This is a genomic window from Chitinophaga polysaccharea (assembly GCF_007829335.1).
GTDB classification, from domain to species: domain Bacteria; phylum Bacteroidota; class Bacteroidia; order Chitinophagales; family Chitinophagaceae; genus Chitinophaga; species Chitinophaga polysaccharea_B.
Window position 1 is genome coordinate 416,433 of the sequence record NZ_VIWO01000003.1, and the last position, 23,866, is coordinate 440,298.

Here is a 23,866-nt window from a genome sequence, read left to right on the forward strand (position 1 = left end):
CGACTAAACGAAAAAATATGATTCTGCTGGTGCTATTAATCGTTCTTTTTGCTGCCGCGCTGCTATCCTGGGTAGCAGGGGCAAAAAGCCATGCAGCGTGCCGCTGGATAGCACTCTGCAGTTTATTGTTCAACCTGGGGATAGTGATCCGTATCTGGCTGGGGCATACTGCGATCTCCGGTCGCTGGTGGTACCAGTATAAAATAGATTGGGTGCCACATTTTGGTATCAGCCTGCACCTGGCCATGGACGGCCTCAGCCTGCTGATGCTGGCCCTTACTTTTTTCCTGGGCGCATTGGCAGTGCTCATTTCCTGGAAAGAACTGCAAACAAGGGTGGGGTTCTTTCATTTCAACCTGTTGTTTGTACTCTGCGGTATCACCGGTGTTTTCCTCACCATGGATCTGTTCCTCTTTTATTTTTTCTGGGAGATGATGTTGATACCCATGTACTTTTTGATAGGGATATGGGGGCATGAACACCGGGAATATGCGGCCAACAAGTTTTTCCTGTTTACCCAGGCCGGGGGGCTGCTGATGTTGCTGGCCATACTGGGACTCTACTTTGTACATGCAGCTAACACTAACGTATATACGTTTAATTATTTCGAATTGCTGAATACGCCCATGGAAGGGGCTACCGCACGTTGGCTGATGTTAGGATTCCTGGTGGCCTTTTTAGTGAAGCTACCGGCGGTGCCTTTCCATACCTGGTTGCCGGATGCACATACAGAGGCGCCTACCGCCGGTAGCGTGGTGCTGGCCGGATTATTATTGAAGACCGGCGCCTATGGTATCCTCCGGTTTGTATTACCGCTGTTCCCGGCTGCTGCAGCAGAAATAGCGCCGCTGGCGATGTTACTGGGAGTAGCAGGCATCCTGTACGGAGGCATGCTGGCGTTTGCACAAACAGACCTCAAACGATTGATCGCCTATACCAGCGTGAGTCATATGGGATTTGTGCTGCTTGGGGCATTCGCTTTTAATGAAATAGCCTACCAGGGAGTAGTGATGCAAATGATCACCCATGGTATCAGCACAGGGGCGCTCTTCATCATTGCGGGCGCTTTGTATGAACGGATCCATACCCGCAACCTGTGGCAAATGGGAGGGCTCTGGTTAAGGATGCCTTTAATGGGCAGTGCCGCTTTGATCTTTGTAATGGCTTCTCTCGGGTTACCGGGCCTGGGCAACTTTATCGCTGAATTCCTGATCCTGTTGGGCAGCTGGCCCGCCAGCCACCTGTTTACGATCCTGGCTACGATTGGATTGGTGATTGCCACCGCCTATTCCCTGCGCCTGATGCAGAAAGTTTTTTTAGGTCCCTGCGACCGGCAATATGCCATACGGGATCTTAACGGGCGTGAATTGGTGATCATTATATCACTGGTTATTGTTATCTGCTGGCTGGGATTTCATCCGCAGCCGGTTCTCAACACCACTCAAAACACCGCTTATGTCATTCGTTGATTTCTTAAGCCTGGGACCCCTGATCACACTTTGCGCGGCATCGGTGATCGCGATGCTGTTGGTGGCTATATGGCGTAATCACCGTATGGTATACAGCTTTGCCATTATCGCGTTTTTAATGTCGATGGCGGCTGTAATACCAGCTATTAAATACATTCCCCATCCGGTACCTCCGTTATTGGTAATCGATGAATTTTCGCTGTTCAATACGGGTCTGATACTAACCGCCGGGCTGATCATTCTGTTGCTGTCATTTAACTATTTTGAAGAAAGAGAGGAGCGCAAGGAGGAGTATTACATGCTGTTGATATTGGCCACCATCGGGGCATTGGTACTGGTGGTAAGCCGGCATTTTATGTCGCTGTTCCTGGGATTGGAAATACTGAGTATCAGCTTATATGGACTCATTGCGTACTTGCGTGCCCGTGAGCGCTCCGACGAGGCGGGCATTAAGTACCTGATGCTGGCGGCGTTGTCATCGGCGTTCCTGTTGTTTGGAATGGCGTTGGTATACGCTTTTACCGGGCATATGGATTTTCCGGGAATCGGAGCGGCACTGCGACAGGCGGGGTATTTGCCGGTAAGCGTCATGGCTGGTTTCGGGATGATGCTGATAGGAGTAGGGTTCAAGCTGGGGGTAGTGCCTTTTCACATGTGGGCGCCAGATGTATACGAAGGTGCGCCGTTGCCCGTAGCAGCCTTTATTGCTACCGTTTCCAAGGGCGCTATGCTGGTATTGCTGATCCGATTTTACCAGGATATCCAGGGTAATGATTATCCCATGTTGTGGTGGATGGTGGCTATTATAGCAGTGGCGTCCATGTTTGCCGGCAATTGGCTGGCCCTTACCCAGCAAAATATTAAACGTATCCTGGCATACTCGTCTATTGCACATATGGGATATATCCTGGTGGCATTTTTGTCGGGCGTGCAAACGGGTCTGGAGGCATTAGCATTTTACCTGGTTGCCTATTTTATTACCAGCATAGGCGCTTTTGGTGTAGTAATCGTAATGTCGAGTAGTTTGCAGGATGCGGAAACAGTGGCCGATTACAAAGGGCTGTTCTGGCGTTATCCATGGGTGGCTACGGTATTTACCGCGATGTTGTTGTCACTGGCCGGTATCCCGTTGACAGCAGGTTTTATTGGTAAGTTCTACGTGGTAATGGCCGGGGTAAATGGTCATCAATGGTTCCTGCTATTTATGCTGGCCATCAATAGCGTAATAGGTTTGTATTATTACATCCGCCTGGTAGCCACCATGTTTGCTGTGCCTGTACCGGGACAGCAAACAACGGTGGTACCGGCGTTACCTATGGCAGGGAATATTACCCTGGGTATTTTAACGGTATTGTTGATTGGGCTGGGCGTGTACCCTACTGCCATGATGCAGCTGATACAGCAAATGATGCGCATTTTAAGCTGATCATCCGGCCCTGTTCTGCTCGTCGGCAGTGCCTGTTTTTCTTTCCCGCGCAGCCTTAATGCTGGCATTGCCGAATTTATAGCTGAAGAAGAGGTTAAAGGTCCTGAACTGCCAGGTATTGAAGATGCCCAGGTTGAGGTTCTTGAACTCTGCGGCGCCGCGATAGCTTTCATTACGCAGGATGTTATTATAACTCGCTTTTACGGTCAGCTTCTTATCCAGGAATAATTTCTGTATTCCCAGGTTCAGGTTATATTGACTATACCCCCTGAACATACCGAAGATAAAAGGAGAGTTGTAGTATCCCATTACTTCCATCTTCATATCATGCGGCAGCGTGATAGTATTGGTGCTGCTTACGTAGGCATGGAAATTATACCGGCTGTAAGGCTCACTGGTAGTAGGGTCTTCAAATTTGTACTTGTTATAGGAAAACTCTACGTTGTTATCACTGCTCCACCATTTGGTGACCTGTACCGGGATAGTAAATATCAGGCCGTAGAAATCGGTCTTGTCATAGTTCCGCTCGGTACTGATGGAGGCTTTGGTACTATCATCCTGGGTAATAAACTCCTCCATCATATCTTTTATCCGGCTATACCGGAAGGTAGCAATGTACTTATCTTTCAGGGTGTACGACAGCTCGGCAATATTGCTATACTGTGGCCGCAGGTAAGGGTTCCCCCTGAAGTAAGTGTATTTGTCGAGATAGAACATAAATGGATTTAGCTGCCCATAACCCGGACGTTCTATCCTGCGGGATAAGGCCAGGCTGAGTTTATTTTTATCATCCAGTTTTTGCTCTATCCCAATATTGGGGAAGAAATCGGTATAAGACCGTTTTACATAGGTATCGGTAGTAAAAGAGCGTCCGGCCGACCGGGTATTCTCCACCCTCAATCCCAGTTGTACCCCCGTTTTTTGTATCTGCTTTTTAAAGCTGGCATAGGCGGCATAAATATCTTCCTGGTAATTAAAACGATCGCTCTGTGAGAGGGACGGCTTGTAAGCGCCCTGCATCAGGGAATCAAATCGCAGGTCATTGGTGGTGGTAACAAAGCTTACCTTGGCGCCGGTCTCCAGTTTTCCCGACGCGCCTATAGGCCAGCTGAGATCCGCTTTCAGGCTTTTAATGATTACCTGGGTATTACCGTTGGTGCGAATACTATTCGGGTTACGGCTCGTATTGGAATGGGGATCATACAGGCTGTCATTCAGCTGCATCAGGCGGTGGTTGTTAAATTGAGCATAGTCTGCATCGAAGCTGATTTCCCGTCCGCCTACGGTATCCAATACCCCCTTGTAATTGAGGTTGAGGGCTATGTTGTCGAATTTATTGTTGTTGGTGGTAAGGCTATGAATGACGGAATCCGGTGTCATATGCTGTTTACCGAGAAAGGCATCACTGAATATCTGGTTACTGAAAGCGTTTTTATAGCCATTGGCCAGTATCCCGATGGTATGTTTTTCGGTAAGAAAATAATCCAATCCTACTTTCAGGTAGTTATTTTTAAAGCGGTTGCGCTGGAAAATGCTCTGGTCCAGGGAAGTAACGCTGCCATCAGTTTCCTGGAACAACCGGTCATATTTGCGGGTAACCATCCGGGGATAGTCGCCCTGGTCGAAGTCGCCGAAGAGATTAAACTTTTCGGTTCTCCAGTTAATATTCCCTGATACGCCATAACGGCCGTATTTAGACTGGGTAAGCGTGGTATTGATTGCACCATTGATTCCTGTCAGTTTTCCTTTTTTAGTTTTAATGTTGATGATTCCACCGTTACCGGCAGCGTCATATTTGGCAGAAGGACTGGTCAGTATTTCTATCGTGGCAATGCTCTCTCCCGGTGTGGTTTTTAAGAGGTTTGTGAGTTGTTCCCCGCTGAGATAGGTCAGTTTGCCATCTATCATAACCGTTACGCTCTGGCCTTTCAACGTTACATTTTCGTTATTGTCCACCTGTACGCCCGGCGCCCTGCGGAGCAGGTCCAGCGCAGTATTACCGGCAGCGCTTACACTGTTTTCGATATTCATCACGGTTTTGCCGGCAGCGGTTTCGATCAGGGGCTTTTGTGCCGTCACATTCACTGCCTGCAGGTTTTTGCCCAGTGGCGGCAATAATACATTACCCAGGGCAATGGCTTTATGGGTGGCATCTACCTGGAACGGCTTCGTGTACGTAGTGGTATATCCCACCTGGGAGGCCTGGATGAAATAGTGTCCATGGGACACTTGTTGAAAGGCGCAGCCGCCGTTTTCAGCGCTCATTTCTCCTTTAACGAGGCTGGAGTCTTTCACCTTGCGCAGTATTACGCTGGTAAAGGGAAGCGGTTTCCCATTATTATCTGTTATTGTCAGTGTAATCTTTCCTGTGATGGGTTGTTGTGCGAACATAGGGGCTACGCAGCAAAAAAGCATTCCCAGGGCGACGATGATTGTTTTCATACGATCGTTTCCGTTGTTAATTTCTCAAAAGCTATTTCCTGTATATATTGGGTCGGGTCCTTACAATCTACTATTTGCTAATTTTAACTTGATCTTCGTAATACTGCAATGCCATTTTCAGCACATTTTGTATTTGTCCAAGGGGCATTTGTGCATTGTCATTTGCTACACATGACTGGGTATTGGCAGTACAGGAAGAGGGAGCCTGGAAGTTTCCCAGGGTAATCAGGTAGACAGGAAGTTCATCCGGGTTTTTGGCCGAAAGGTGGCCATGGTTTGCTATTTTCCCTCCAAATGCCAGCAACAGCATTATTAAGGAACTCAGACATAAAAGAATAGCAACTTTTTTCATACCACATTTTTACTAAAGACGAACAGGCACGAAAAAAGTTGCACGAAGAAGAGAAATAATTTTGCTGGATAAATTTATTTTTTCCAGAGACGCTGTATGGTAGCCGGAGAGCGTTGTTCCAACAGGATGGTATGTCCGTTGCTCAGTTCCTCCAGCAGGCTGGCCTGGTAATAACGTACCGTCAGCAGCTCCAGCCCTTCATTATAAACGATTTTGAATTGCTGGTGCAAGGTTTTTATCAGCAGCTCTATTTTTTCCGGGTTATTATCGATGCAACAGGAGAAATTGATGGCCCCATTTTGCATCAGGTTGATTTTCACCTTCAATCCATGGAAGATTTCATAGATATCGCTGATCTTATCTTCCGTAATAAAGGAATAATCCTTAGAGGTAATGTTTAATAAAACCTGGTTCTTCTTCAGTACGATAATAGGAGGGAGCTGCTTTACGTCGGCAGTTTCCTTGATAATGGTACCGGGAAGGTTTTTGTCCAGGAAACATTTTACCAGCAAAGGAATTTGTTTGTTCTGGAGCGGTTTAATGGTTTTAGGGTGTATCACCTGGGCGCCATAATACGCCATTTCTATCACCTCGCCGTAACTGATTTCCGGGATATTTACGGTATTGGGAAACAGTTTGGGGTCCGCATTTTTTAACCCTTCTACGTCTTTCCAGATGGTCTGGCTTTCCGCATCGAGCATATTGGCAAAAACGGCGGCGGAATAGTCACTGCCTTCCCTGCCCAGGGTAACGCTTTCATTTTGGTCGGTACTACCTATGAAGCCTTGTGCAATGACGATGTTAGTGCTGTTGAACAGTGGGGCTACTTTTTCGGTCACCTGCCGCTGTGTATAAACCCAGTCAATGTTGGCATCCCGGAAGTTGTCGTCTGTACGAAATACATCCCTCACATCCACCCAGGTATTCGTGAGCCCTATGCTATTGAAAAACGCACTGACAATGGAGGTACTGAGTAACTCACCCAGGCCTACCAGTTGGTCATAATAATAGTCATAGGTCCGCATAGGCTTTTCGCCCAGCGTCCATTCGGCCTCGGTAAAAAACTGCTGCAGCTGTGTAAAAAGAGCGTGCTGGCGATTGCCCAGCAACGCCTCCGCCACATTGAGGTGATGTTGTTCGATGTTGAACAACAATTGCGCAGCGATTTCCCTTTTGCGGAGGAAAAAGTTCTCTGCCACCTTTTCCAGCTCATTGGTCGTTTTTGCCATTGCAGAAATAACAATGAGGAGCTTTTCGTCAGGAAATGACTGTACGATCTGCGCCACTTGCCGGATACGTTCAACACTTTCTAAACTTGCGCCACCAAACTTGAAAACCTTCATATGATAGTTTATCTTCTATTAAAAAATTATTTGGCAAAGTAAGACAAGTTTAGAATTGTTTTAAAATCTGTTTGCAGATAAATGACAGTTCTCTTAAAATAAGGGCATTTCCGTTAATTTCGTGACAGAACCTAACGTTATGAATCTTAAGCAAAAAGTTATGACCCTGGATGAATTTACCATCCAGGAGTTGCGTAATTACCCGGGCGCAACAGGGCAATTATCCGGCTTACTGCGGGATATTGGTTTGGCGGCTAAGCGTGTAAATGTGGAGGTAAATAAGGCAGGTATTGCCGATATCCTGGGAGAAGCCGGTAAAATCAATGTACAGGGTGAATCGGTAAAGAAACTTGATGAATTTGCCAATGAACAATTCATCAACTCATTAGAAACCAGCATTTACTGCTGCGGCGTGGCTTCCGAGGAAAACGAAAACTTCATTGCCTTCAACGATGAGCACTCCAAGAAATCTAAATACGTGGTGCTAATGGATCCCCTGGATGGTTCCGGCAATATAGATGTCAACGTATCTATCGGTACCATTTTCTCTGTATATCGCCGGCTAACCCCGGAAGGTACGGAATGCGAGCTGGAGGACTTTCTTCAACCCGGTACCCGGCAAATTGCTGCCGGTTATATCATCTACGGTTCGTCTACGATGATGGTATATGCAACCCGACGTAGTGTACAGGGTTTTACCCTGGATCCATCTATTGGAGAGTTCTGCCTGTCGCATCCAAATCTTAAATGCCCCCCTGAAAGCGATATTTTCTCTGTGAATGTGGGCTATTACCACCTTTACGAAGCAAAGATCCGCAAATCAATCGATCACTTTATGGCCAGGAATGAAAACGACCGCATTTACCGCCATCGTTTTGTAGGCTGTATGGTGGCTGAAATACACCGTACCCTGATACAGGGCGGTATTTTTATGTACCCTGCTTATGGGAAATGGGTATCCGGCCGTTTAAGGCTGTGTTATGAATGTAACCCCATGTCATTTATCATGGAAAAGGCGGGCGGCGTGGCTATGGCCAACGGTAAACAACGCCTGCTGGAGCTGAAACCAGCGCAACTACACCAACGCATACCTATTTTTATCGGGTCCAAAAATATGATGGATACCTGGCTGCATATTGTCAACGAATAGGGGAAAAGATTTTTATAAAAACGGTGTGGAATGAATACAAAATATTCATTTCACACCGTTTTTAATTTTTGGTATAACAGTTGCTAAACCCCCGGCTAATTTATTAGTCTTATTAAGTACTATTCATTATTTATTTTTAATTATTAACCATTTTAGTTCTATGTCGATTTTGAAGAACCAACGGATCTTTTTACTGTTTGTAGCCATGCTGGCTTTCTTCCAGGTAAATGCGTGCTCACGTGTTACCAGCCACCAGGGCGACCATAACGGGGAAGGTAGCATGGATGAACAAATCCTCTACTACACCAACAAGTTCCGTCAATCCAAAGGTCTGAAGCCCCTGCAACTCGATGAAACGATCAGTCAGCAGGCCCGCCGCCACAGCCGCGATATGGCCAACGGCAGCACCGGGTTCGGACACGAAGGATTCGAGGACCGCGTGGCAAACGTGTCTAAGAAGATGGGCCGTGTGAGCAGCGCCGCTGAAAATGTGGCCTATGGCACCCTCGATGCCGAAGCCGTAGTAAACGGCTGGATCAAAAGCCCCGGCCACCGCAGGAATATGCTGGGCGACTATACCCTGATCGGCATAGGCACGGCAGATAAAGGCCGGATAACGTTTTTTACGCAAGTCTTTATTAAGCAATAAAGCCGAAGGCTGAAAGCAAAAAGCCGTTGAAGCGGGTGAACTAGCGAATATTCGCCGGATCATTCGCTTCAACGGCTTTTTGCTTTAGGCTTTCTGCTTTTTTCCGTACTTTGGCCCCATGGAAAAGAAAAAGATCATCGAAGTAAACAACCTCGTAAAAAAATACGGGGAGTTTATGGCGGTAAAAGGAATCAGCTTTGAGGTGTATGAAGGCGAGATCTTTGGCCTGCTGGGCCCTAACGGCGCCGGAAAATCCACTACCCTGGAGATTATTGAAACCCTGCGCGATAAAACCGAGGGAAAGGTGATTGTAGGAGGATACGACCTCGACAAAGACCCGAACGAAATCAAAAAAATTATTGGCGTACAACTGCAAAGTTCAGGATACTACCCGGGGCTGAACCTGGTAGAACTCATTGAGATGTTCGGAGGGTTGTATAACCAGCCTGTAGAGCCCATGAAACTACTGGGAATGTTTAACCTGGAAGACAAGGCCAAGGCAAAGTTTAAAGAGCTCTCCGGTGGACAAAAGCAACGCTTTTCTATTGCCACCACCCTGATTAATAAGCCACAGATCATATTCCTCGACGAGCCTACCACCGGGTTAGACCCCCAGGCCAGGCGCAATCTCTGGGATCTTATCCAACAGGTACGCAACCAGGGCACTACGGTAGTCATCACCACCCACTATATGGATGAGGCAGAATTCCTCTGCGATCGCTGCGCCATCGTTGACAGTGGCCGCATCATCGCCATCAATTCGCCGGATGCACTCATCGATAACCTGGTATCTTCCGGTTTCGAAAGAAGGAAAGAAGTGAAGAAAGCGAACCTCGAAGATGTATTTATTCATCTCACTGGTAAAGACCTCCGGGAGGAATAGATGATGGAAGCACTCAAATATCCAATTGGCCGCTTTGAGCCACTGCCGGCATACACACCCGCCATGTTGCAGGGCTTTATAAGAGATATTCACTACCTGCCACAGCTGATAGAAATTGCGGTACAACACCTCGACGAATACCAGCTGCAAACGCCCTATCGCCCGGAAGGATGGACGGTAGCACAGGTGGTACATCACCTGGCCGACAGCCATATGAATGGATATACCCGTATGAAGCTGGCCCTCACGGAAGATAAGCCGGTGATCAAGCCATATGAGGAAGGCGCCTGGGCGCTATTGCCAGATGTAGCTGCTACCCCCATCAATGTTTCCATTACGCTGCTGCATGCCCTGCATACCCGCTGGACCAACCTCATGGAACGGCTGGAGGAGGCCGACTGGGAACGGACTTTTATACACCCGGCCAACGGTACCCAACATAATCTCAAAACACATGCGGCAAATTATGCCTGGCATGGAAAACACCATCTGGAGCATATTCTGCGCCTGAAAGAAAGGATGGATTGGTAACGTACAGATATGATGACTATGGATTGGAAACTACTCTCTTCGAAATACCTGTTTAAAGACGCCTGGCTCACCGCCCGGGCAGATAAATGTGAAACCCCTCTGGGTAAAATTGTAGAGCCTTATTATGTACTGGAATATAACAATTGGGTAAATGGCGTGGCCATCCGCGAAGATGGACAGGTGATCATGATCCGTCAATACCGCCATGGCATCGGCCAAACTTTGCTGGAAATCCCCGGAGGTACGATGGATCCTTCAGACCCTTCTCCTTTATTTGCGATGCAACGGGAAATGCTGGAAGAAACCGGGTATGAGTTCAAAGAATGGGTAGAACTGGGTACCATTGCGCCTAATACCGCATCCAGCAACAATTACACCTATATGTTCCTGGCCACCGGCGGGGTAAAAGTACAGGAACAGCAGCTGGACCACAATGAAGAAATAGAAGTGGTGACAATGCCTATTGGTGAGCTGCAGCAACTCCTGCTCGACAACAAAATAGTACACAGCCTGCATACTACCTGTATCTTCTATGCGCTGCTGCACCTGGGTAAAATGGGCATGAAGTAATGTTACATCACTTCTGCCACTACAAAAAAGCTTCCGCAAACCAATATCATATCATCCGGCTTGGCATGTTGCCGTGCTGCCTGTAAGGCTGCCTGCGCAGAAGGGTAGGCATGACCCTGTAAGCCGGCTGCAGCGCCCATTTCCGCCAGTGCTACTTCGTCCAGTGCACGGGGAATCTGCGCCTTGCAGAAATAGTAATGAGCGGTACCTGGAAACAAAGGCAGTACCTTTTCTACTTCCTTGTCCTTTACAAACCCCACTACAATATGTAATTGCTGGTAATTGACATGCCCTAACTGTTCCACAATTTCGTTTATGCCAGCTTCATTATGACCTACGTCCAATACCGTCAGCGGATGTTGTTGAATAACATCCCAGCGCCCTCTTAAGCCGGTAAGTTTCTTTACATGGGAAAGTGCGGTGCCAACATGTTCCCATGTAATATGCCAGCCTTGTTGTTGCAATAACTTCACGGCCGACAAAACGCCCATCACATTTTTTTCCTGGTATTGGCCATTCAGGTCGAGCTGAAACTTCCGCATTTGCTGCTGTTGCCGGTCCATCAGCATCAGGTTGAGGTGATGGCCTTCAATAGCGCTGGAAGACTCCATCCATTCCTGGTCGGCAAAGTGAATAGGGGCTTGTTTTGATTGTGCAGTATTAATAAATACTTCCTGTACTTCAGGCTGGGTTTCACTGATTACAACGGGTACACCCTGCTTTATAATGCCTGCTTTCTCCGCCGCAATTTCCGGGAGAGTATCTCCCAGCATATTTTTATGATCATAGCTGATATTGGTAATCAGCGACAGTTCCGGTGTGATCACGTTGGTACTGTCCAACCGCCCGCCAAGGCCCACTTCGATAATGGCGATATCCACCGCTTCCTGTTTAAAATATTGAAAAGCCATGGCAACCGTCAGCTCAAAAAAGGAGGGCGCAATATCGGTAATATGCGTATGCATGTCTTCTGTAAAACGCACTACAAACTCTTCTGGTACCATGGCGCCATTAATGCGGATACGCTCCCTGAAGTCCAGTAAATGGGGAGAAGTATACAATCCTGTTTTATAGCCCGCCTGTTGAAAGATCGCTGCCAGCATATGACTGGTAGAGCCTTTCCCGTTGGTGCCGGCTACATGTATGGTTTTGAAGGTGTGTTGTGGCTGTTGAAGTTGCTCCAATAACGCCAGGGTGTTGTGTAAATCCGTTTTAAAAGCACTGGCGCCCACTCTGGTAAACATGGGCAGCTGCGCATATAGATAATCCAGCGTTTCTTTATAAGAGGCCATATTAATTATTATTAACCGGGCAGCCAACCTGGCGCTTGCGCATCTGGAAGATGCCTCCACCATTGCCATCGCCCCGTTTAAACATGCTTGAGTTTAAACGCAAAGCTACGAAAGCCTGTCCATGATCGATATGCTTTTCAAGCAGGTTCGTAAAAATTGTGCCTGAGCCAACTACCAGGGGGCCGATGCGAATGGCCGCGCCTACATCTGCCTGGCCATTGTGATTAATGGTGAATGGGAGGTAAGCACCAAACAGGTAGCTTTCATACCTGGGCGTAATATTAAATTGGGTAAGCGCATAAGTTTTGGTAATGTCGCGTTGTCCCGCTGTAAGGGCTATCACCGCTTGTGCGCTCACAAAGAAACGGCCATCTATATTGTAATCGCCCATTAAATTGAGCGCAGTAGGTAAGGTCATGTTGAAGGTAGAATCAGTTGGCAGCGGCGTAAAGTAGTTATTCAGCCGCCGGGCATATTGTTGCAAACTTTCATTCTTCTTATACTGCAAATCATTGGGCACTACATGGTCTTTTACCAGGCTCAAATCGGTGTTGATAGCGCCCTTATTATATTTAATACGACCAATATCTGTAATGGAAACGCCAATACGAAATTGATAGTCATCCACATCGGAGCCTTCGTATTCGCCGAAGCCGCCATTATCCGGGCGATACTCGTATATCACGCCGATATCGGCGCCAATTCCAGCATTTTGAAACAGGTGCAGGTTTTTTTGTGCAGGTGATTGCCAGTCGTCCAGCTCTTTATTATAACCGTAGTACATGGTACCACTGGTAATGGTGCCATCATGGGTATTGTTTAACTGGAAGTCTACATTTTTTACCGCTGCGTACCCGGCGGCCACACCGCTCAGCAGTTTCAGGGTAACACCCGCTTTCCAGCGTCCTGAATAGGTTTCCTTGATCACCCGTGCATAACTGAGTCCCAATTCATGCCAGATGTGAGAAGACACGCCTACCTGCGGAATACTCAGACTTTTATCTACGAATGCCGGATTGGGGAAATTGACACCGAAAAAATTAGCAATAGGCGTAGTTACATTGCCGCCGTTGCTGCTGCTGCGCATACGCCATACGAAGGAAACAGATTGCTTTTCATCAATTTTGTAAAGTACGGAAGGCAATACCACTTCTGCCATCTCCCAGCCATTCTGCTTTCGGTTGGCGCCCTCGTCAAGGAAGTAATCTCTACCCAGCCGGAAGGTATCAGGCATATGGAACAAGACTGATTTGGGCACACTCGCGTAGGTATTGCCCGCATTTACATCGACGCCAACAATATTTACATCCCATTTGTAGCGATAGCCCGCCGCACTGGCGGGGTTGGACAGAACGCCGTGAACACCGGCGTAAGTGCTGTTATTATATCCCGGAAATGTTTGCGCAATAGTAGTAGCGGGCAGCAATAATAGCAATGCTGCGGCTCGGAAAAAGATACGGTTAAGTTTTTCAATCATCGTTGGCGATAAAAAATAGGTTTCTCGAAAACACACACAAACTTTGCGCATATTGATGTTTATAGTCATAGGTAGAGATGTAGGAGCCGGTGAATACGTATTTTTTGCAATCAGACTTACCAGTCCTGCAAATGAATAAGGGTATCCGGTGTCATTATTACAGATTATTCAGCTTTGAAATAGAAGCGTATAGTGCCAAATTGCTCTTCTGGCGCATCCGGATTGGCATTATACTTTAGTTGTCCGCTTCTCGCGGCCTTCCTGGCAATCTCGATCAGTTGCGGGTTGCTGATGGTAGACCCCTTCATACTAAAAGTGGCAGATGTCACATTTCCTTGTTGGTCTACTTTTATATTGATGGCTACATAGCCTGTTTCAGTGCCGTCGTAGGTTACTTGTGGCCTTCCGATGAGGCTTCTGCCGTTCAGGTGAAAATCTGAACGACCACCGCCGAGGCCACCGCCCGTATAGCCGCCGCCGTTGGGGTTACCTCCCAGTTGGCCGCGATCGCCGGGCTTGCCCGTATTACCTTCCCCGGTTGCATTATTAGACCCGTTGGCTCCATTACCGCTATTGGCGCTATTACCAGTACCACCGGAAAATACCGCTTTGGGTTTAGGCGCCGGAGGCGCAGGTTTGGGAGGTGCTTCTGTAGGTTTCTTAACGGGCTTGGTAACCGGTTTGGGCTCTAATTTTTTAGGAATTTCTTTCGGTTTCTCTACCGGCTTTTCCGGCTTCTTGATTTCCGGCGCCTCTTCTTCATCCTGGGTAGCAATATCTTGTTGAGGTTCGCTGTTATCTTTGACGGCAGTGGCCGGGCTCTCTGCCGGGGCAGGTTCCGCTGCCGCAGCGCTGGGAGGATTAGGATTCATGGGCTGTACATCTCCCATACCGTCATCGGAGGTGCCGAGGTTGACTTCCATGCCCAGGTCCTGGTCTGGCAACGGGGGAGGTGCTGAAAAGCCGGTAAATATGAGCGCTACTAACAGCAACGCATGAACGCCGATAGTAACCCCTAATGCCTGAATATTTTTTTTACCGTTTTTATCCTCCATGATAACCTTATTGAGCGCCTGTTTAGACCAAAGTTAATCTTTTGCGCCAGAAAAAATAATCACTATCCAAAAGATGAATTCCGGATCTTTACAAAAACTATGCTGTTAATCCTGTTTTTGCTATTTATTTGAGTCAATTTTTATGAACCTTATAAAACAAACCGTTCGACTTTATCAAAACGCCTATACTGGTCTTTCCCCCGCCACCTGGTGGTTATCGCTCGTGCTGCTGATTAACCGGAGCGGAGCGATGGTAATTCCGTTTATGACCGTTTACCTTACCCAACACCTGCACTTCAGCATTGCCCAGGCAGGGCTGGTAATGGCCTGCTTTGGTACTGGCGCTATTGTAGGCGCATTGCTGGGCGGATGGCTGTCAGATAAAATAGGTTTCTACCAGGTACAATTCTGGAGTTTGTTCTCTAACGGATTATTGTTCGTTTTATTGGGACAAATGCGCACGTTTGAACAAATTTGTATCTGTGTATTTGTGATGAGCTCTGTAGGTGATGCCTTCCGGCCCGCCAACAGTATTGCCATTGCGGCCTATAGCGCGCCCGAAAACCGGACCCGTTCCTATGCGCTCAACCGATTGGCCGTTAACCTTGGATGGTCAGTAGGCCCAGCCATAGGAGGTATATTGGCCAGTTTCAATTACCACCTGCTTTTTTATGTAGATGGAGGCACCTGTATGGTGGCGGCCCTCCTGATGCGTATTTTCCTTCCCCCTGTTCCGGCGCCGCCCAAAGCAATAAAGGCTGCTGTGAAGCCGGAAGATAAAGTATGGAAAGACCATATTTACCTCTGGTTCCTGTTTTTCGCTACGCTCAGCGCCATTTGTATGTTCCAGTTCACCAGCATGGTACCCCTGTACTATAAAGAAATCATACACATGGAAGAGTGGGCCATCGGACTTACTATGTCGCTCAATGGCATTATGATCGCTGTGTTGGAAATGGTGATGGTATACCGGCTGGAAGGGACGAAGCCCAACCTGGTGTTTATAGCGCGGGGCGCAGTGATGGTATGTACCGCTTACCTGTTATTGTCGGTAATGCCTCCTTTCTGGGCCCTCGCCGCCGTATTTATGATGGTCATCACTTTTGGGGAAATGTTCTGTCTCCCGTTTATGAATAGCTTCTGGATTGCCCGGAGCCGCGATCATAACCGCGGTCAATATGCAGCGCTTTATACTATTTCCTATTCTCTCGCCAATATTGTGTCGCCTACTACAGGGGCCTTTGTGGTACAACATCTTGGATTTAAGCCCTGGTGGGCTATTACAGCGCTGGGGTCTTTACTGGCCGGTGGAGGATTTCTCTGGGTGCAAAAAAAGCTGGGAGTAGAAAAAACAGTACCTGCATCCGGCGCCGCCGTATAAAGCGGAGACGGATACAGGCAGCTATTTTATAAACACTGATAATTGGTAATATTGATATCAAATGGAGTAAGACATTCAGCGGCATAAAATGAAAGCGTAGCGACTTTATTGACCGCCGGCGCGCAAAGATCATTGAGCCCTACATACACCCCCTGAGCTGGCACACTGGAAAACCATACTTTGATAACATAATCGCCATTCCCCATTTGAGGAAATACATAAGGGAAGGTCGGATTAGCAACTATTACCGAGGCGCCAGTAGGCACGAATGTTAGCTGCATGCTCGATACTGTTGCAGATGCCTGCTTATAAACAGTAATAATTGGACTACATCTCTTAGCTTTTGTATGGCTGCCCTTCTTCTCTTTTTTGGGCGTAGCCCCAGGTAAACTAAAACTACTGGCGGTCAGTAATAACAGGAAAAGCGCTGATAAAAAGGAATGCTTCTTCATGTGGGTTATATTTTTTAGATGAAACAATGCTTTAATTTAAGTAATTCCCGCTTCGTTACATATTAGAAATTCATCATGAGAAGTAGGTGTTAATGACCCAATATTGTTCAACACTTTACAATTATTGTCTTCAAATCGGTAATTTTGCAGAAAAACTAGTAAAATTGGTTAATGAAAGTCATTCAATTCACGGTCCCCGTTGCTGAAGAAGGAGCGGTGGTCATACAGGAAGACATTTTACCCTACTTTTATAACTACCTGCACCGGCACAAAGAGGCCCAGGTAACCCTCATCATCAAAGGGGAGGGGACGCTGATTGCAGGTAATTATACCCAGCCATTCCGGGCAGGGGAGATTTATGTGATTGGCGCTAACCAACCGCATATGTTTAAAGGGGATGCCCGCTATTTTGAAAATTTACAGGAGAAGAATATCCACGCCATCCATATCTTCTTCGATCATGAACATGCGTTGCAGGGATTATTTTCCCTGAAGGAAATGGACAGCGTCCGGAAATTTCTGCAACTGACGGCTAACAGCCTGCAGCTACCTGCCATACACGAGGAAAAGATGAAAGCGGAAATTTTAAAGATTTCCCGCCTTTCCGGTGCTGAGCGACTCCTGGCATTTGTAGGCATGCTGGTGTATTTTTCCAAACAGGTGAAAGACTGGAAATCGCTATCCACCGGCTTTTCCCGCCATTCCTACAGCGAATCGGAAGGCCTGCGCATGAATGATATCTACCAGTACACGCTGGAACATTATGCAGAAAATATCTCTCTGAGCCAGATTGCGGGAGTAGCACATCTTACAACGTATGCATTCTGCAAATACTTTAAGAAACATACCCGCAAAACCTACCTCGAGTTCCTGAATGAAATCAGGATCAATGTAGCTTGTAAGAAAATTATTAACGGCGATTTCGATAGTATTGCTGCAGTGGCCTATGCTACAGGGTACAACAATCCTATTACTTTTAACCGGGTGTTCCGAAAGGTGACGGGGATGTCGCCTTCTGCCTATGCCAGACAATATCGCTTTGAAGAGGTGGCGGAATAAAAATAGCCTTTGGCAATTGACCGGAAACAACCGGGAAAACTACCAAAGGCCGTATCAATTAGTGGGCAAAATCGCTCATATAGTCGCCGGTAATACGTTCGATCGGTGGATTGAAATAACCGAATTTAACGTCCGGGAATTCTTCACGTATCAATTCCTGTAATTGTTTTACCCCCAGGCATTCGCCGGTTTCAGTAACACCCAGCTTTCCCAGGTACCAGTCAGGATCAATATTGAAGTTGCGCCATTGGATCATGTTCAGCCCTGTTTCCTTAATCAGCTTGCGCAGTGCTTCATATTCATCGGCACTATCAGTCATACCTGGAAACACAAAGTAGTTGATAGACGTCCATCCGCCAAATTCACGCACCACTTTCAGGCTCTCTACAATATCATCGAACGTGTAATTGTTCGGACGATAGTAAGGCGTATAGTATTTTTCCTGGGCGGAGTTCATACTTACACGGATACTGTTCAAACCTGCTTCACACAAGGCTCTTACGGCATCCGGCTTACTTCCGTTGGTGTTGATATTGATACTGCCTTTAGGCGTATGTTTGCGTATTTCAAGAATCGACTCACGGATGGTTTCCCACATCAGTAAAGGCTCTCCTTCACAACCCTGGCCAAAGCTCACGATGGGGTAAGGGGCTGTTTCCAGGTGAGGAACCGTATATTCCACGATTTCTTCGGCAGTGGGCTTAAAGCGCAGCCTGTCTTGCGTGGATACAATGCTTTCTTCTTCCGGCTGGAAGGAAATACAACCTACACAATTGGCGTTACATGCTGGGGAAGAAGGAATCGGGCATTCCCATCTCCCCATAAAATAATTACGGGCAGCAGGACATTCATAAGTCAGCGCACAGTTTTCAGCCAGGTGCTGTACCAGGCGGTTATGGGGATACGCTTCCAGTAGGGTTTTTACCCCTTGTTTTACTTTTTTGGCATCAAATCCTGCACATTCCTGGCGGATATCGGCTTCAATGCGGGTAGCTGGTACATAAAATTTACCATCCAGCCAACCCACAGCGGTGTAACAAAACAGCGGCAGGGTAGGCGCATCAGGCATGGTTTCGTAGGCTGCCAGGTAAAAGCCAGTGTGAGCCGGCGGAATAAAGGCGGCTACGGCCCAGCCCTTTTCACAAAGCTGCATGTCGCCGGTTTCGGCATTGATGCCAATACCGCGGCGGCCAGGCAACTCATACAGATTACCTCCTTCCGGTAATTCAATCCATTCATCCACTTCTACCGGCCATGCATCCCAGCCACTACGGCCGGTAACATACATGCTGGTATCTTCAAAAATATTTCCTTTACCGTCGGAATATAATATGTAAGGTGTTTGTTTTAACATCGGGTGATTTTATAAATTATTGAACCCTGCTCTGAAAGAAGGTATTTAATGCAGTTCTTTGTTCCTGCCCCAGCTCATCCAGTACTTCCAGTTGCAAAATCTTGTTATTCTTATAGTCTATTGTCAGCAGGTCGTTCCGCAAAATTACGTTATTCAGTTCGTTCCAGCCAACCAGCCTTTTAGAAAAGAGGGTAGGCAGGATAATACCGGTATTGTCCATCGTTACATAAGAAGGCTGGAATATTTTGTACTCCATCCAACCTACATAGGCCATACAACTACCTACTGCAAATAGCAACAACGCTGTAACCGGGTACAGGTGCGACAGGAAATACAGGCTGCCGGTGAAGCAAATAAAGGCTTCTATCATCCTTGCTACCGTATTGGCTTCTGTAAACTTTTTAAATTTCCTCATCATAAAAGGGAAGCCAATACAGGCTATTCCTACTACCAGGAAGAAAAATACCAGGAACCAGTTGGGCTGCGGACTACGGTACACGCCAATGGCATTAAACAAAAACAGTATGCCGGTGAGGCCATGCATAATCGGTAATAACCGTATTCTGCTGCTGGTATTAGGATGCAGGATGCGCAAACGGTGCATGAATGGAAATGTAAGATTAAGAATTAGAACTGATCAACAGGTTACAGAGCTTAAACAGTACCCGGGCGCCCACATTGGCATCCCATTCATCATGGGAAGCACTCACTTCATTCAGATCGAAGCCAATCAGCTTACGCCCGCTTTCCAGTACACGTCTGAAAAGATAATATACCTGCTCTGCTTCAAAACCACCAGCCACCGGCGTACCGGTATTGGGGCATAATTTCGGATCCAGTCCATCTATATCAAAGCTGATATACACCTGTTGCGGTAAGGCGTCCACAATGCTATCGCAGATGGACTTCCAGGTTTCACCCTCGAATTGTCTTTCTTTGATCTGTTTATCAAAAAAGGTCACTACCCGACCTTCGCTATTATTGATATAATCTACTTCTTCTTCGCAATAGTCGCGGATACCTACCTGCACCAGTTTACTGAGCTGCGGTACTTCGGCCAATGCATTAAACATAATAGAAGCATGCGAATAATGGAAGCCTTCATAAGCATCGCGCAGATCGCAATGCGCATCGATTTGCAGGATACCAAATTCGCCCTTGTTTTCGCCAATAGCTTTGAAAAAGCCCAGGGGCGTGCTGTGGTCGCCACCCACGAGGCCTACCAGTTTGCCTTTTTCCAGTAAAGCCTTGGTTTGGTTGTATACCCATTCGTTCATCGCACGGGTACCATTACCCACATCTACCAGCGTTTTCTTCAGGAATTCGTTTTCGGAAATATCTCCCCCTTCAGTCAGGAATTTCAGGTACAACTCCGCTTCCTTACGCAGGTAATCACTGCGCAGCAAAAGGTGCTTATCTGGTTCACGCATGTAAAAACCCTGTTTCCAGCCATCTTTTACATCCGCATCGTAAAGGTCTACCTGGAAAGAGGCGCGGAAAATATGTTCCGGTCCACGGGCAGTACCATTATTATACGATACCGTTACTTCCCAGGGTACTGGTAATAATACCAGGCGCGCTTCTTCTTCGGAAAAAGGTAAGCCGAAAACGTTGTTGGACAGCAGGCCAACTGAATTAGGGTCAAATTGAGATAAATCTGCCATGATAAAATCGTACTTTTCTAAATTCGGCGCAAAGATAGGATTCTGTTTACTTCCAGCCTTCCTTCCCGGAAAAAGAATTGCCTTTTATATAAAATTTGCCGTAGGAAGGTCATTTTGACTTAATTTTGCCGATCGATCGGAAACAATTAGAGAGGAGCAAAAAGGACGAAAGTGTAATCGTGTGCTGGTAGTGGGTTTTGCCGCTTATGTCAAATAGGGAAGATAATTTTCATATGAAAAAAACAAATATTATTCTGCTGGTGGTAATTGCCATTGCAATTGGAGTGATCGTCACAATGGTGGGAGATTTCAGTACCTATGAAACTTTCGCAACCGCAAGGGAAAAGGAAGGGAAGGAGTTCCATGTTATTGGTAAGCTCGATACCCTCCAGGCCATGAGCTATGATCCAACAAAAGATGCTAACTTGTTCAGCTTCTATGTACACGATAAAACCGGGGAATCACATAAAGTAGTATTCTACGGAGCTAAACCTACCGACTTTGAAAAAGCAGAGTCTATCGTGCTCACCGGTAAAATGGAAGGCAATGAATTCCATTGTAGCAAAATACTGATGAAATGTCCTTCCAAATACAAGGACGACCAGGTTGTCGTAGGCAATAAACAACTGTAATTTAATTGTTTGAGGGTTTTACAGGTGATCAGCTTACTTCCCGAAGTAAGCCGGTATCGCGTGAAAGCTTTCAAATGCCGGAATATTCACATCTCAGAGGAATTTTATGAAGTTTGTAGGGGAACATTTACTGCCAGGCCAGATAGGCCACTTCTTTGCCATACTGGCATTTGTAGCATCCATGGTAGCCACCGTGGCTTATTATAACGTGGTTAAATTAAAGGATCCCGTTTTACAGGAGTCCTGGAAAAGACTGGCCCGCTGGTCTTTTATTATACAATCTGCCGCAGTTATTGGTGTTTTTGCCTGTCTGTATCATATTCTGTATAATCACTATTTCGAATATAAATATGCCTGGCGCAATACTTCCCGCGACTTGCCTATTCAATATTTATTATCCAGCCTCTGGTCTGACCAGGAAGGTAGCTTCCTGCTCTGGAGCATCTGGAACAGTATCCTGGGAGTGATCCTGATCCGTACTTCCAAAAAATGGGAAGCCCCGGTAATGACCACCTTCTCCCTGGCACAGCTGATTATGGCCAGCATGTTGCTGGGTATTTTCATCCTGGGGTATAAAGTGGGCAGCAATCCGTTCATGCTCCTCCGCCAGGCTGCTGAAAATCAACAGGCGCCTATATTCCAGACACCTAACTATATGGAGCATATCCACGATGGTAATGGCCTGAACGTAACCCTCCAGAACTACTGGATGGTGATACACCCGCCAATCCTATTCCTGGGCTTCGCTTCCATGATCATCCCGTTTGCCTTTGCTTTTGCCGGCATCTGGACCCGCGACTACACCGGCTGGGTAAAACCAGTGCAGCCTTGGGCACTCTTTGCCGTAGCGCTCCTGGGTACCGGTATTATGATGGGAGCTGCCTGGGCATATGAATCCCTGAACTTTGGCGGCTACTGGGGCTGGGACCCGGTAGAAAATGCTTCATTGGTGCCCTGGCTTACCATGGTAGCGGGTGTGCATACCCTGTTGGCTTATAAATCGACCGGCCACTCGCTGAAATCTACCGTATTCTTCTTTTTCATCTCCTATATCCTGATCCTCTACTCTTCTTTCCTGACCAAGAGTGGTATTTTGGGAGATACCTCTGTACACTCCTTTACAGACATGGGAATGACCGCCCAACTACTGTTTGCCATGCTGGTATTTACCATACCATCTATTGCACTGCTGGTGATGCGCAGGAAAGAAATTCCTACGGTGCGGAAAGAGGAAAGCAGCTACTCCCGTGAGTTCTGGCTGTTTGTAGGTTCGCTGATCCTGCTGATTGCAGGCATCCAGATTACCTTCACTACCTCTATCCCGGTATGGAATAAAGTGCTCAGCGCTACTGGGTTGAAAACATTGTTTAAAATGAATGACATCGCGCCACCATCGGATGTTATTTTCCACTATAATAAAATCCAGGTCTGGATTGCCATTGTATTGGGCGTATTGACCGCCATTGTACAATTCATGAAATACAAAGACACTCCGCGTGGACAGCTGACCAGGAAGCTGGCCGTGCCTACTGTACTGGCATTGCTGCTTACCGGCCTGGTAGCCTGGAAAGGGACCATCACCTACGATAACTATGGCGCAGGATTCCTGACAGCCATTTACCTGATGCTCTTTGCCAGCATTTATGCTATTACAGGTAATTTTGTGTACATATTTTCCGGGCTGAAAGGCAAACTCAAAAATGCTGGCGCTTCTGTGGCGCATATCGGTTTTGGGATGGTGTTGCTGGGCATATTGATCTCCTCATCCAGGATGGAAGTAATTTCCCTGGATAAGATGAGAATGCTGAATGACGGCTTCTTTAGAAAGGAAAGCAAGCAAAATCCGCGCGAAAATATCATGTTGCCGAAAGATGTACCGGTTCAGATGGGTGAGTACCATGTCACCTATGCCGGCGACTCTATCGCACAAGGCGATCCGAAAACTTATTACATTGTACACTACGAGAAAAAGGATAAGCAAACAGGTAATATCCTGGAGAAATTTACCCTTTACCCGGATGCGTTTGTAAACAGGAAGGAAAACGCTATTTCTTCCAATCCTGCGTCCCGCCACTATCTGACCCGCGATATCTTTACTTATGTATCGGCTGCGCCCAATAAGGAAGAAGAAGCAAAAGCGGATACTACAGCATACGTGACGCATGAAATTAAACAGGGCGATTCCATCTTCTTCTCCAAAGGGTTCATGGTGCTTAAAGGGTTAAATACCAAACCGGAAAGCCGCAACTATATTCCGCAAAACGGCGACCTGGCAGTAGGAGCAGAACTGGAAGTATATACCCAAACAGACGATCACTTTAAGTTACAGCCCATTTACTTTATCCGCGACAGCAGCTACCAGTACAGTGTGGAAGACACCCTGGCGCCATTGTCGCTGAACGTAAGGTTCTCTAAGATTTTACCTGCGGAAAATAAGATTGAGCTGAAAGTAAAGGAATCAACGGGCTTCAACGACTACATTGTAATGAAAGCCATGATATTCCCTTATATCAATGTACTATGGCTGGGCATAATCATTACGATTATAGGTACTGCTATGAGTATTTTCCAGAGAATAAGAAGATAACCGGGAGATATTTAATAAAAGGAATCCTCCAGCGGCTGGTCCGTTGGAGGATTTTTTCTTTATTAAATGTTCCCGCCGTGTATGGCATATCAGAAATC

21 protein-coding genes are annotated in these 23,866 nt (G+C 46.9%); 11 read left to right on the top strand and 10 right to left on the bottom strand.

Features of this window, described 5'->3' with window-relative positions; genetic code table 11:
• Positions 1-17: 17 nt before the first annotated feature.
• A complete protein-coding gene (locus FHW36_RS13280; RefSeq protein ID WP_145669381.1) occupies positions 18-1,469 on the top strand; it encodes a complex I subunit 4 family protein in 1,452 nt (483 codons plus the stop codon).
• Positions 1,456-2,895 carry an NADH-quinone oxidoreductase subunit N gene (locus tag FHW36_RS13285; RefSeq protein WP_145669384.1) on the top strand — a complete coding sequence of 480 codons (1,440 nt, stop codon included), beginning with the start codon at positions 1,456-1,458 and terminating at the stop codon, positions 2,893-2,895. The genes FHW36_RS13280 and FHW36_RS13285 overlap by 14 nt, the downstream gene beginning before the upstream one ends.
• On the opposite strand, the gene FHW36_RS13290 is transcribed toward FHW36_RS13285, so the two are convergent.
• The 3 genes from FHW36_RS13290 to FHW36_RS13300 form a co-directional block, all read right to left on the bottom strand.
• Positions 2,896-5,337: a TonB-dependent receptor gene (locus FHW36_RS13290; RefSeq protein WP_145669387.1), complete on the bottom strand. Its 2,442-nt coding sequence runs from the start codon at positions 5,335-5,337 to the stop codon at positions 2,896-2,898.
• Between the two features lie 70 nt (positions 5,338-5,407).
• Positions 5,408-5,689 (bottom strand): hypothetical protein, encoded by a 282-nt coding sequence (locus tag FHW36_RS13295; RefSeq protein WP_145669390.1) that lies wholly within the window; start codon positions 5,687-5,689, stop codon positions 5,408-5,410.
• A 74-nt stretch (positions 5,690-5,763) separates the two neighbouring features.
• On the bottom strand, positions 5,764-7,032 hold the full coding sequence (locus tag FHW36_RS13300) for an aspartate kinase (protein WP_145669393.1): 1,269 nt from the start codon (positions 7,030-7,032) through the stop codon (positions 5,764-5,766).
• A 139-nt stretch (positions 7,033-7,171) separates the two neighbouring features.
• On the opposite strand from FHW36_RS13300, the gene fbp reads away from it, so the two are divergent.
• The 5 genes from fbp (at position 7,172) to FHW36_RS13325 (ending at position 10,815) form a co-directional block, all read left to right on the top strand.
• Positions 7,172-8,182: a class 1 fructose-bisphosphatase gene (fbp, locus tag FHW36_RS13305; protein WP_145669396.1), complete on the top strand. Its 1,011-nt coding sequence runs from the start codon at positions 7,172-7,174 to the stop codon at positions 8,180-8,182.
• 160 nt (positions 8,183-8,342) lie between these two features.
• A complete protein-coding gene (locus FHW36_RS13310) occupies positions 8,343-8,831 on the top strand; it encodes a CAP domain-containing protein (RefSeq protein ID WP_222429068.1) in 489 nt (162 codons plus the stop codon).
• A 118-nt stretch (positions 8,832-8,949) separates the two neighbouring features.
• The gene (locus FHW36_RS13315; protein ID WP_145669399.1) at positions 8,950-9,714 is read left to right on the top strand and encodes an ABC transporter ATP-binding protein; all 765 of its coding nucleotides are present in this window, start codon (positions 8,950-8,952) and stop codon (positions 9,712-9,714) included.
• Positions 9,715-10,245: a YfiT family bacillithiol transferase gene (locus tag FHW36_RS13320; RefSeq protein ID WP_246121147.1), complete on the top strand. Its 531-nt coding sequence runs from the start codon at positions 9,715-9,717 to the stop codon at positions 10,243-10,245.
• Between the two features lie 9 nt (positions 10,246-10,254).
• On the top strand, positions 10,255-10,815 hold the full coding sequence (locus tag FHW36_RS13325) for an NUDIX hydrolase (RefSeq protein ID WP_145669402.1): 561 nt from the start codon (positions 10,255-10,257) through the stop codon (positions 10,813-10,815).
• A gap of 2 nt (positions 10,816-10,817) precedes the next feature.
• On the opposite strand, the gene FHW36_RS13330 is transcribed toward FHW36_RS13325, so the two are convergent.
• From FHW36_RS13330 to FHW36_RS13340, 3 genes are all read right to left on the bottom strand, one after another.
• Positions 10,818-12,107, bottom strand: a complete 1,290-nt coding sequence (locus FHW36_RS13330) for a bifunctional folylpolyglutamate synthase/dihydrofolate synthase (RefSeq protein ID WP_186452426.1) — start codon at positions 12,105-12,107, stop codon at positions 10,818-10,820.
• 1 nt (position 12,108) lies between these two features.
• Positions 12,109-13,584, bottom strand: coding sequence for a DUF5723 family protein (locus FHW36_RS13335; protein WP_145669405.1), 1,476 nt, complete (start codon positions 13,582-13,584; stop codon positions 12,109-12,111).
• A gap of 164 nt (positions 13,585-13,748) precedes the next feature.
• The gene (locus tag FHW36_RS13340; RefSeq protein WP_145669408.1) at positions 13,749-14,639 is read right to left on the bottom strand and encodes an energy transducer TonB; all 891 of its coding nucleotides are present in this window, start codon (positions 14,637-14,639) and stop codon (positions 13,749-13,751) included.
• A gap of 142 nt (positions 14,640-14,781) precedes the next feature.
• On the opposite strand from FHW36_RS13340, the gene FHW36_RS13345 reads away from it, so the two are divergent.
• Positions 14,782-16,020: an MFS transporter gene (locus FHW36_RS13345; RefSeq protein ID WP_145669411.1), complete on the top strand. Its 1,239-nt coding sequence runs from the start codon at positions 14,782-14,784 to the stop codon at positions 16,018-16,020.
• A gap of 26 nt (positions 16,021-16,046) precedes the next feature.
• Here FHW36_RS13345 and FHW36_RS13350 read toward each other — a convergent pair whose 3' ends face one another.
• On the bottom strand, positions 16,047-16,472 hold the full coding sequence (locus FHW36_RS13350) for a hypothetical protein (RefSeq protein ID WP_145669415.1): 426 nt from the start codon (positions 16,470-16,472) through the stop codon (positions 16,047-16,049).
• Between the two features lie 171 nt (positions 16,473-16,643).
• Here FHW36_RS13350 and FHW36_RS13355 point away from each other — a divergent pair, with 171 nt between their 5' ends.
• Positions 16,644-17,531, top strand: coding sequence for an AraC family transcriptional regulator (locus FHW36_RS13355; protein ID WP_145669418.1), 888 nt, complete (start codon positions 16,644-16,646; stop codon positions 17,529-17,531).
• A 58-nt stretch (positions 17,532-17,589) separates the two neighbouring features.
• On the opposite strand, the gene FHW36_RS13360 is transcribed toward FHW36_RS13355, so the two are convergent.
• From FHW36_RS13360 to FHW36_RS13370, 3 genes are read right to left on the bottom strand one after another with little or no spacing between them, the layout of a single operon-like run.
• A complete protein-coding gene (locus FHW36_RS13360; RefSeq protein WP_145669426.1) occupies positions 17,590-18,885 on the bottom strand; it encodes a radical SAM protein in 1,296 nt (431 codons plus the stop codon).
• A gap of 16 nt (positions 18,886-18,901) precedes the next feature.
• Positions 18,902-19,489 carry a hypothetical protein gene (locus FHW36_RS13365; RefSeq protein ID WP_145669435.1) on the bottom strand — a complete coding sequence of 196 codons (588 nt, stop codon included), beginning with the start codon at positions 19,487-19,489 and terminating at the stop codon, positions 18,902-18,904.
• Positions 19,490-19,505: 16 nt separating this feature from the next.
• A complete protein-coding gene (locus tag FHW36_RS13370) occupies positions 19,506-20,549 on the bottom strand; it encodes an agmatinase family protein (RefSeq protein WP_145669443.1) in 1,044 nt (347 codons plus the stop codon).
• A gap of 233 nt (positions 20,550-20,782) precedes the next feature.
• Between FHW36_RS13370 and FHW36_RS13375 the strand changes: the two genes are divergently transcribed.
• On the top strand, positions 20,783-21,181 hold the full coding sequence (locus FHW36_RS13375; protein ID WP_145669450.1) for a cytochrome c maturation protein CcmE domain-containing protein: 399 nt from the start codon (positions 20,783-20,785) through the stop codon (positions 21,179-21,181).
• Positions 21,182-21,287: 106 nt separating this feature from the next.
• Positions 21,288-23,768 carry a cytochrome c biogenesis protein CcsA gene (ccsA, locus tag FHW36_RS13380; protein ID WP_145669458.1) on the top strand — a complete coding sequence of 827 codons (2,481 nt, stop codon included), beginning with the start codon at positions 21,288-21,290 and terminating at the stop codon, positions 23,766-23,768.
• The last annotated feature ends 98 nt before the right edge of the window (positions 23,769-23,866 follow it).

What these genes read in the sequence shown, in the direction of transcription:
- FHW36_RS13280 (WP_145669381.1), top strand. Translation starts at nt 18, where the DNA reads ATGATTCTGCTGGTGCTATTAATCGTTCTTTTTGCTGCCGCGCTGCTA.
- FHW36_RS13285 (WP_145669384.1), top strand. Translation starts at nt 1,456, where the DNA reads ATGTCATTCGTTGATTTCTTAAGCCTGGGACCCCTGATCACACTTTGC.
- FHW36_RS13290 (WP_145669387.1), bottom strand. Translation starts at nt 5,337, where the DNA reads ATGAAAACAATCATCGTCGCCCTGGGAATGCTTTTTTGCTGCGTAGCC.
- FHW36_RS13295 (WP_145669390.1), bottom strand. Translation starts at nt 5,689, where the DNA reads ATGAAAAAAGTTGCTATTCTTTTATGTCTGAGTTCCTTAATAATGCTG.
- FHW36_RS13300 (WP_145669393.1), bottom strand. Translation starts at nt 7,032, where the DNA reads ATGAAGGTTTTCAAGTTTGGTGGCGCAAGTTTAGAAAGTGTTGAACGT.
- fbp (WP_145669396.1), top strand. Translation starts at nt 7,172, where the DNA reads ATGAATCTTAAGCAAAAAGTTATGACCCTGGATGAATTTACCATCCAG.
- FHW36_RS13310 (WP_222429068.1), top strand. Translation starts at nt 8,343, where the DNA reads ATGTCGATTTTGAAGAACCAACGGATCTTTTTACTGTTTGTAGCCATG.
- FHW36_RS13315 (WP_145669399.1), top strand. Translation starts at nt 8,950, where the DNA reads ATGGAAAAGAAAAAGATCATCGAAGTAAACAACCTCGTAAAAAAATAC.
- FHW36_RS13320 (WP_246121147.1), top strand. Translation starts at nt 9,715, where the DNA reads ATGATGGAAGCACTCAAATATCCAATTGGCCGCTTTGAGCCACTGCCG.
- FHW36_RS13325 (WP_145669402.1), top strand. Translation starts at nt 10,255, where the DNA reads ATGATGACTATGGATTGGAAACTACTCTCTTCGAAATACCTGTTTAAA.
- FHW36_RS13330 (WP_186452426.1), bottom strand. Translation starts at nt 12,107, where the DNA reads ATGGCCTCTTATAAAGAAACGCTGGATTATCTATATGCGCAGCTGCCC.
- FHW36_RS13335 (WP_145669405.1), bottom strand. Translation starts at nt 13,584, where the DNA reads ATGATTGAAAAACTTAACCGTATCTTTTTCCGAGCCGCAGCATTGCTA.
- FHW36_RS13340 (WP_145669408.1), bottom strand. Translation starts at nt 14,639, where the DNA reads ATGGAGGATAAAAACGGTAAAAAAAATATTCAGGCATTAGGGGTTACT.
- FHW36_RS13345 (WP_145669411.1), top strand. Translation starts at nt 14,782, where the DNA reads ATGAACCTTATAAAACAAACCGTTCGACTTTATCAAAACGCCTATACT.
- FHW36_RS13350 (WP_145669415.1), bottom strand. Translation starts at nt 16,472, where the DNA reads ATGAAGAAGCATTCCTTTTTATCAGCGCTTTTCCTGTTATTACTGACC.
- FHW36_RS13355 (WP_145669418.1), top strand. Translation starts at nt 16,644, where the DNA reads ATGAAAGTCATTCAATTCACGGTCCCCGTTGCTGAAGAAGGAGCGGTG.
- FHW36_RS13360 (WP_145669426.1), bottom strand. Translation starts at nt 18,885, where the DNA reads ATGTTAAAACAAACACCTTACATATTATATTCCGACGGTAAAGGAAAT.
- FHW36_RS13365 (WP_145669435.1), bottom strand. Translation starts at nt 19,489, where the DNA reads ATGCACCGTTTGCGCATCCTGCATCCTAATACCAGCAGCAGAATACGG.
- FHW36_RS13370 (WP_145669443.1), bottom strand. Translation starts at nt 20,549, where the DNA reads ATGGCAGATTTATCTCAATTTGACCCTAATTCAGTTGGCCTGCTGTCC.
- FHW36_RS13375 (WP_145669450.1), top strand. Translation starts at nt 20,783, where the DNA reads ATGAAAAAAACAAATATTATTCTGCTGGTGGTAATTGCCATTGCAATT.
- ccsA (WP_145669458.1), top strand. Translation starts at nt 21,288, where the DNA reads ATGAAGTTTGTAGGGGAACATTTACTGCCAGGCCAGATAGGCCACTTC.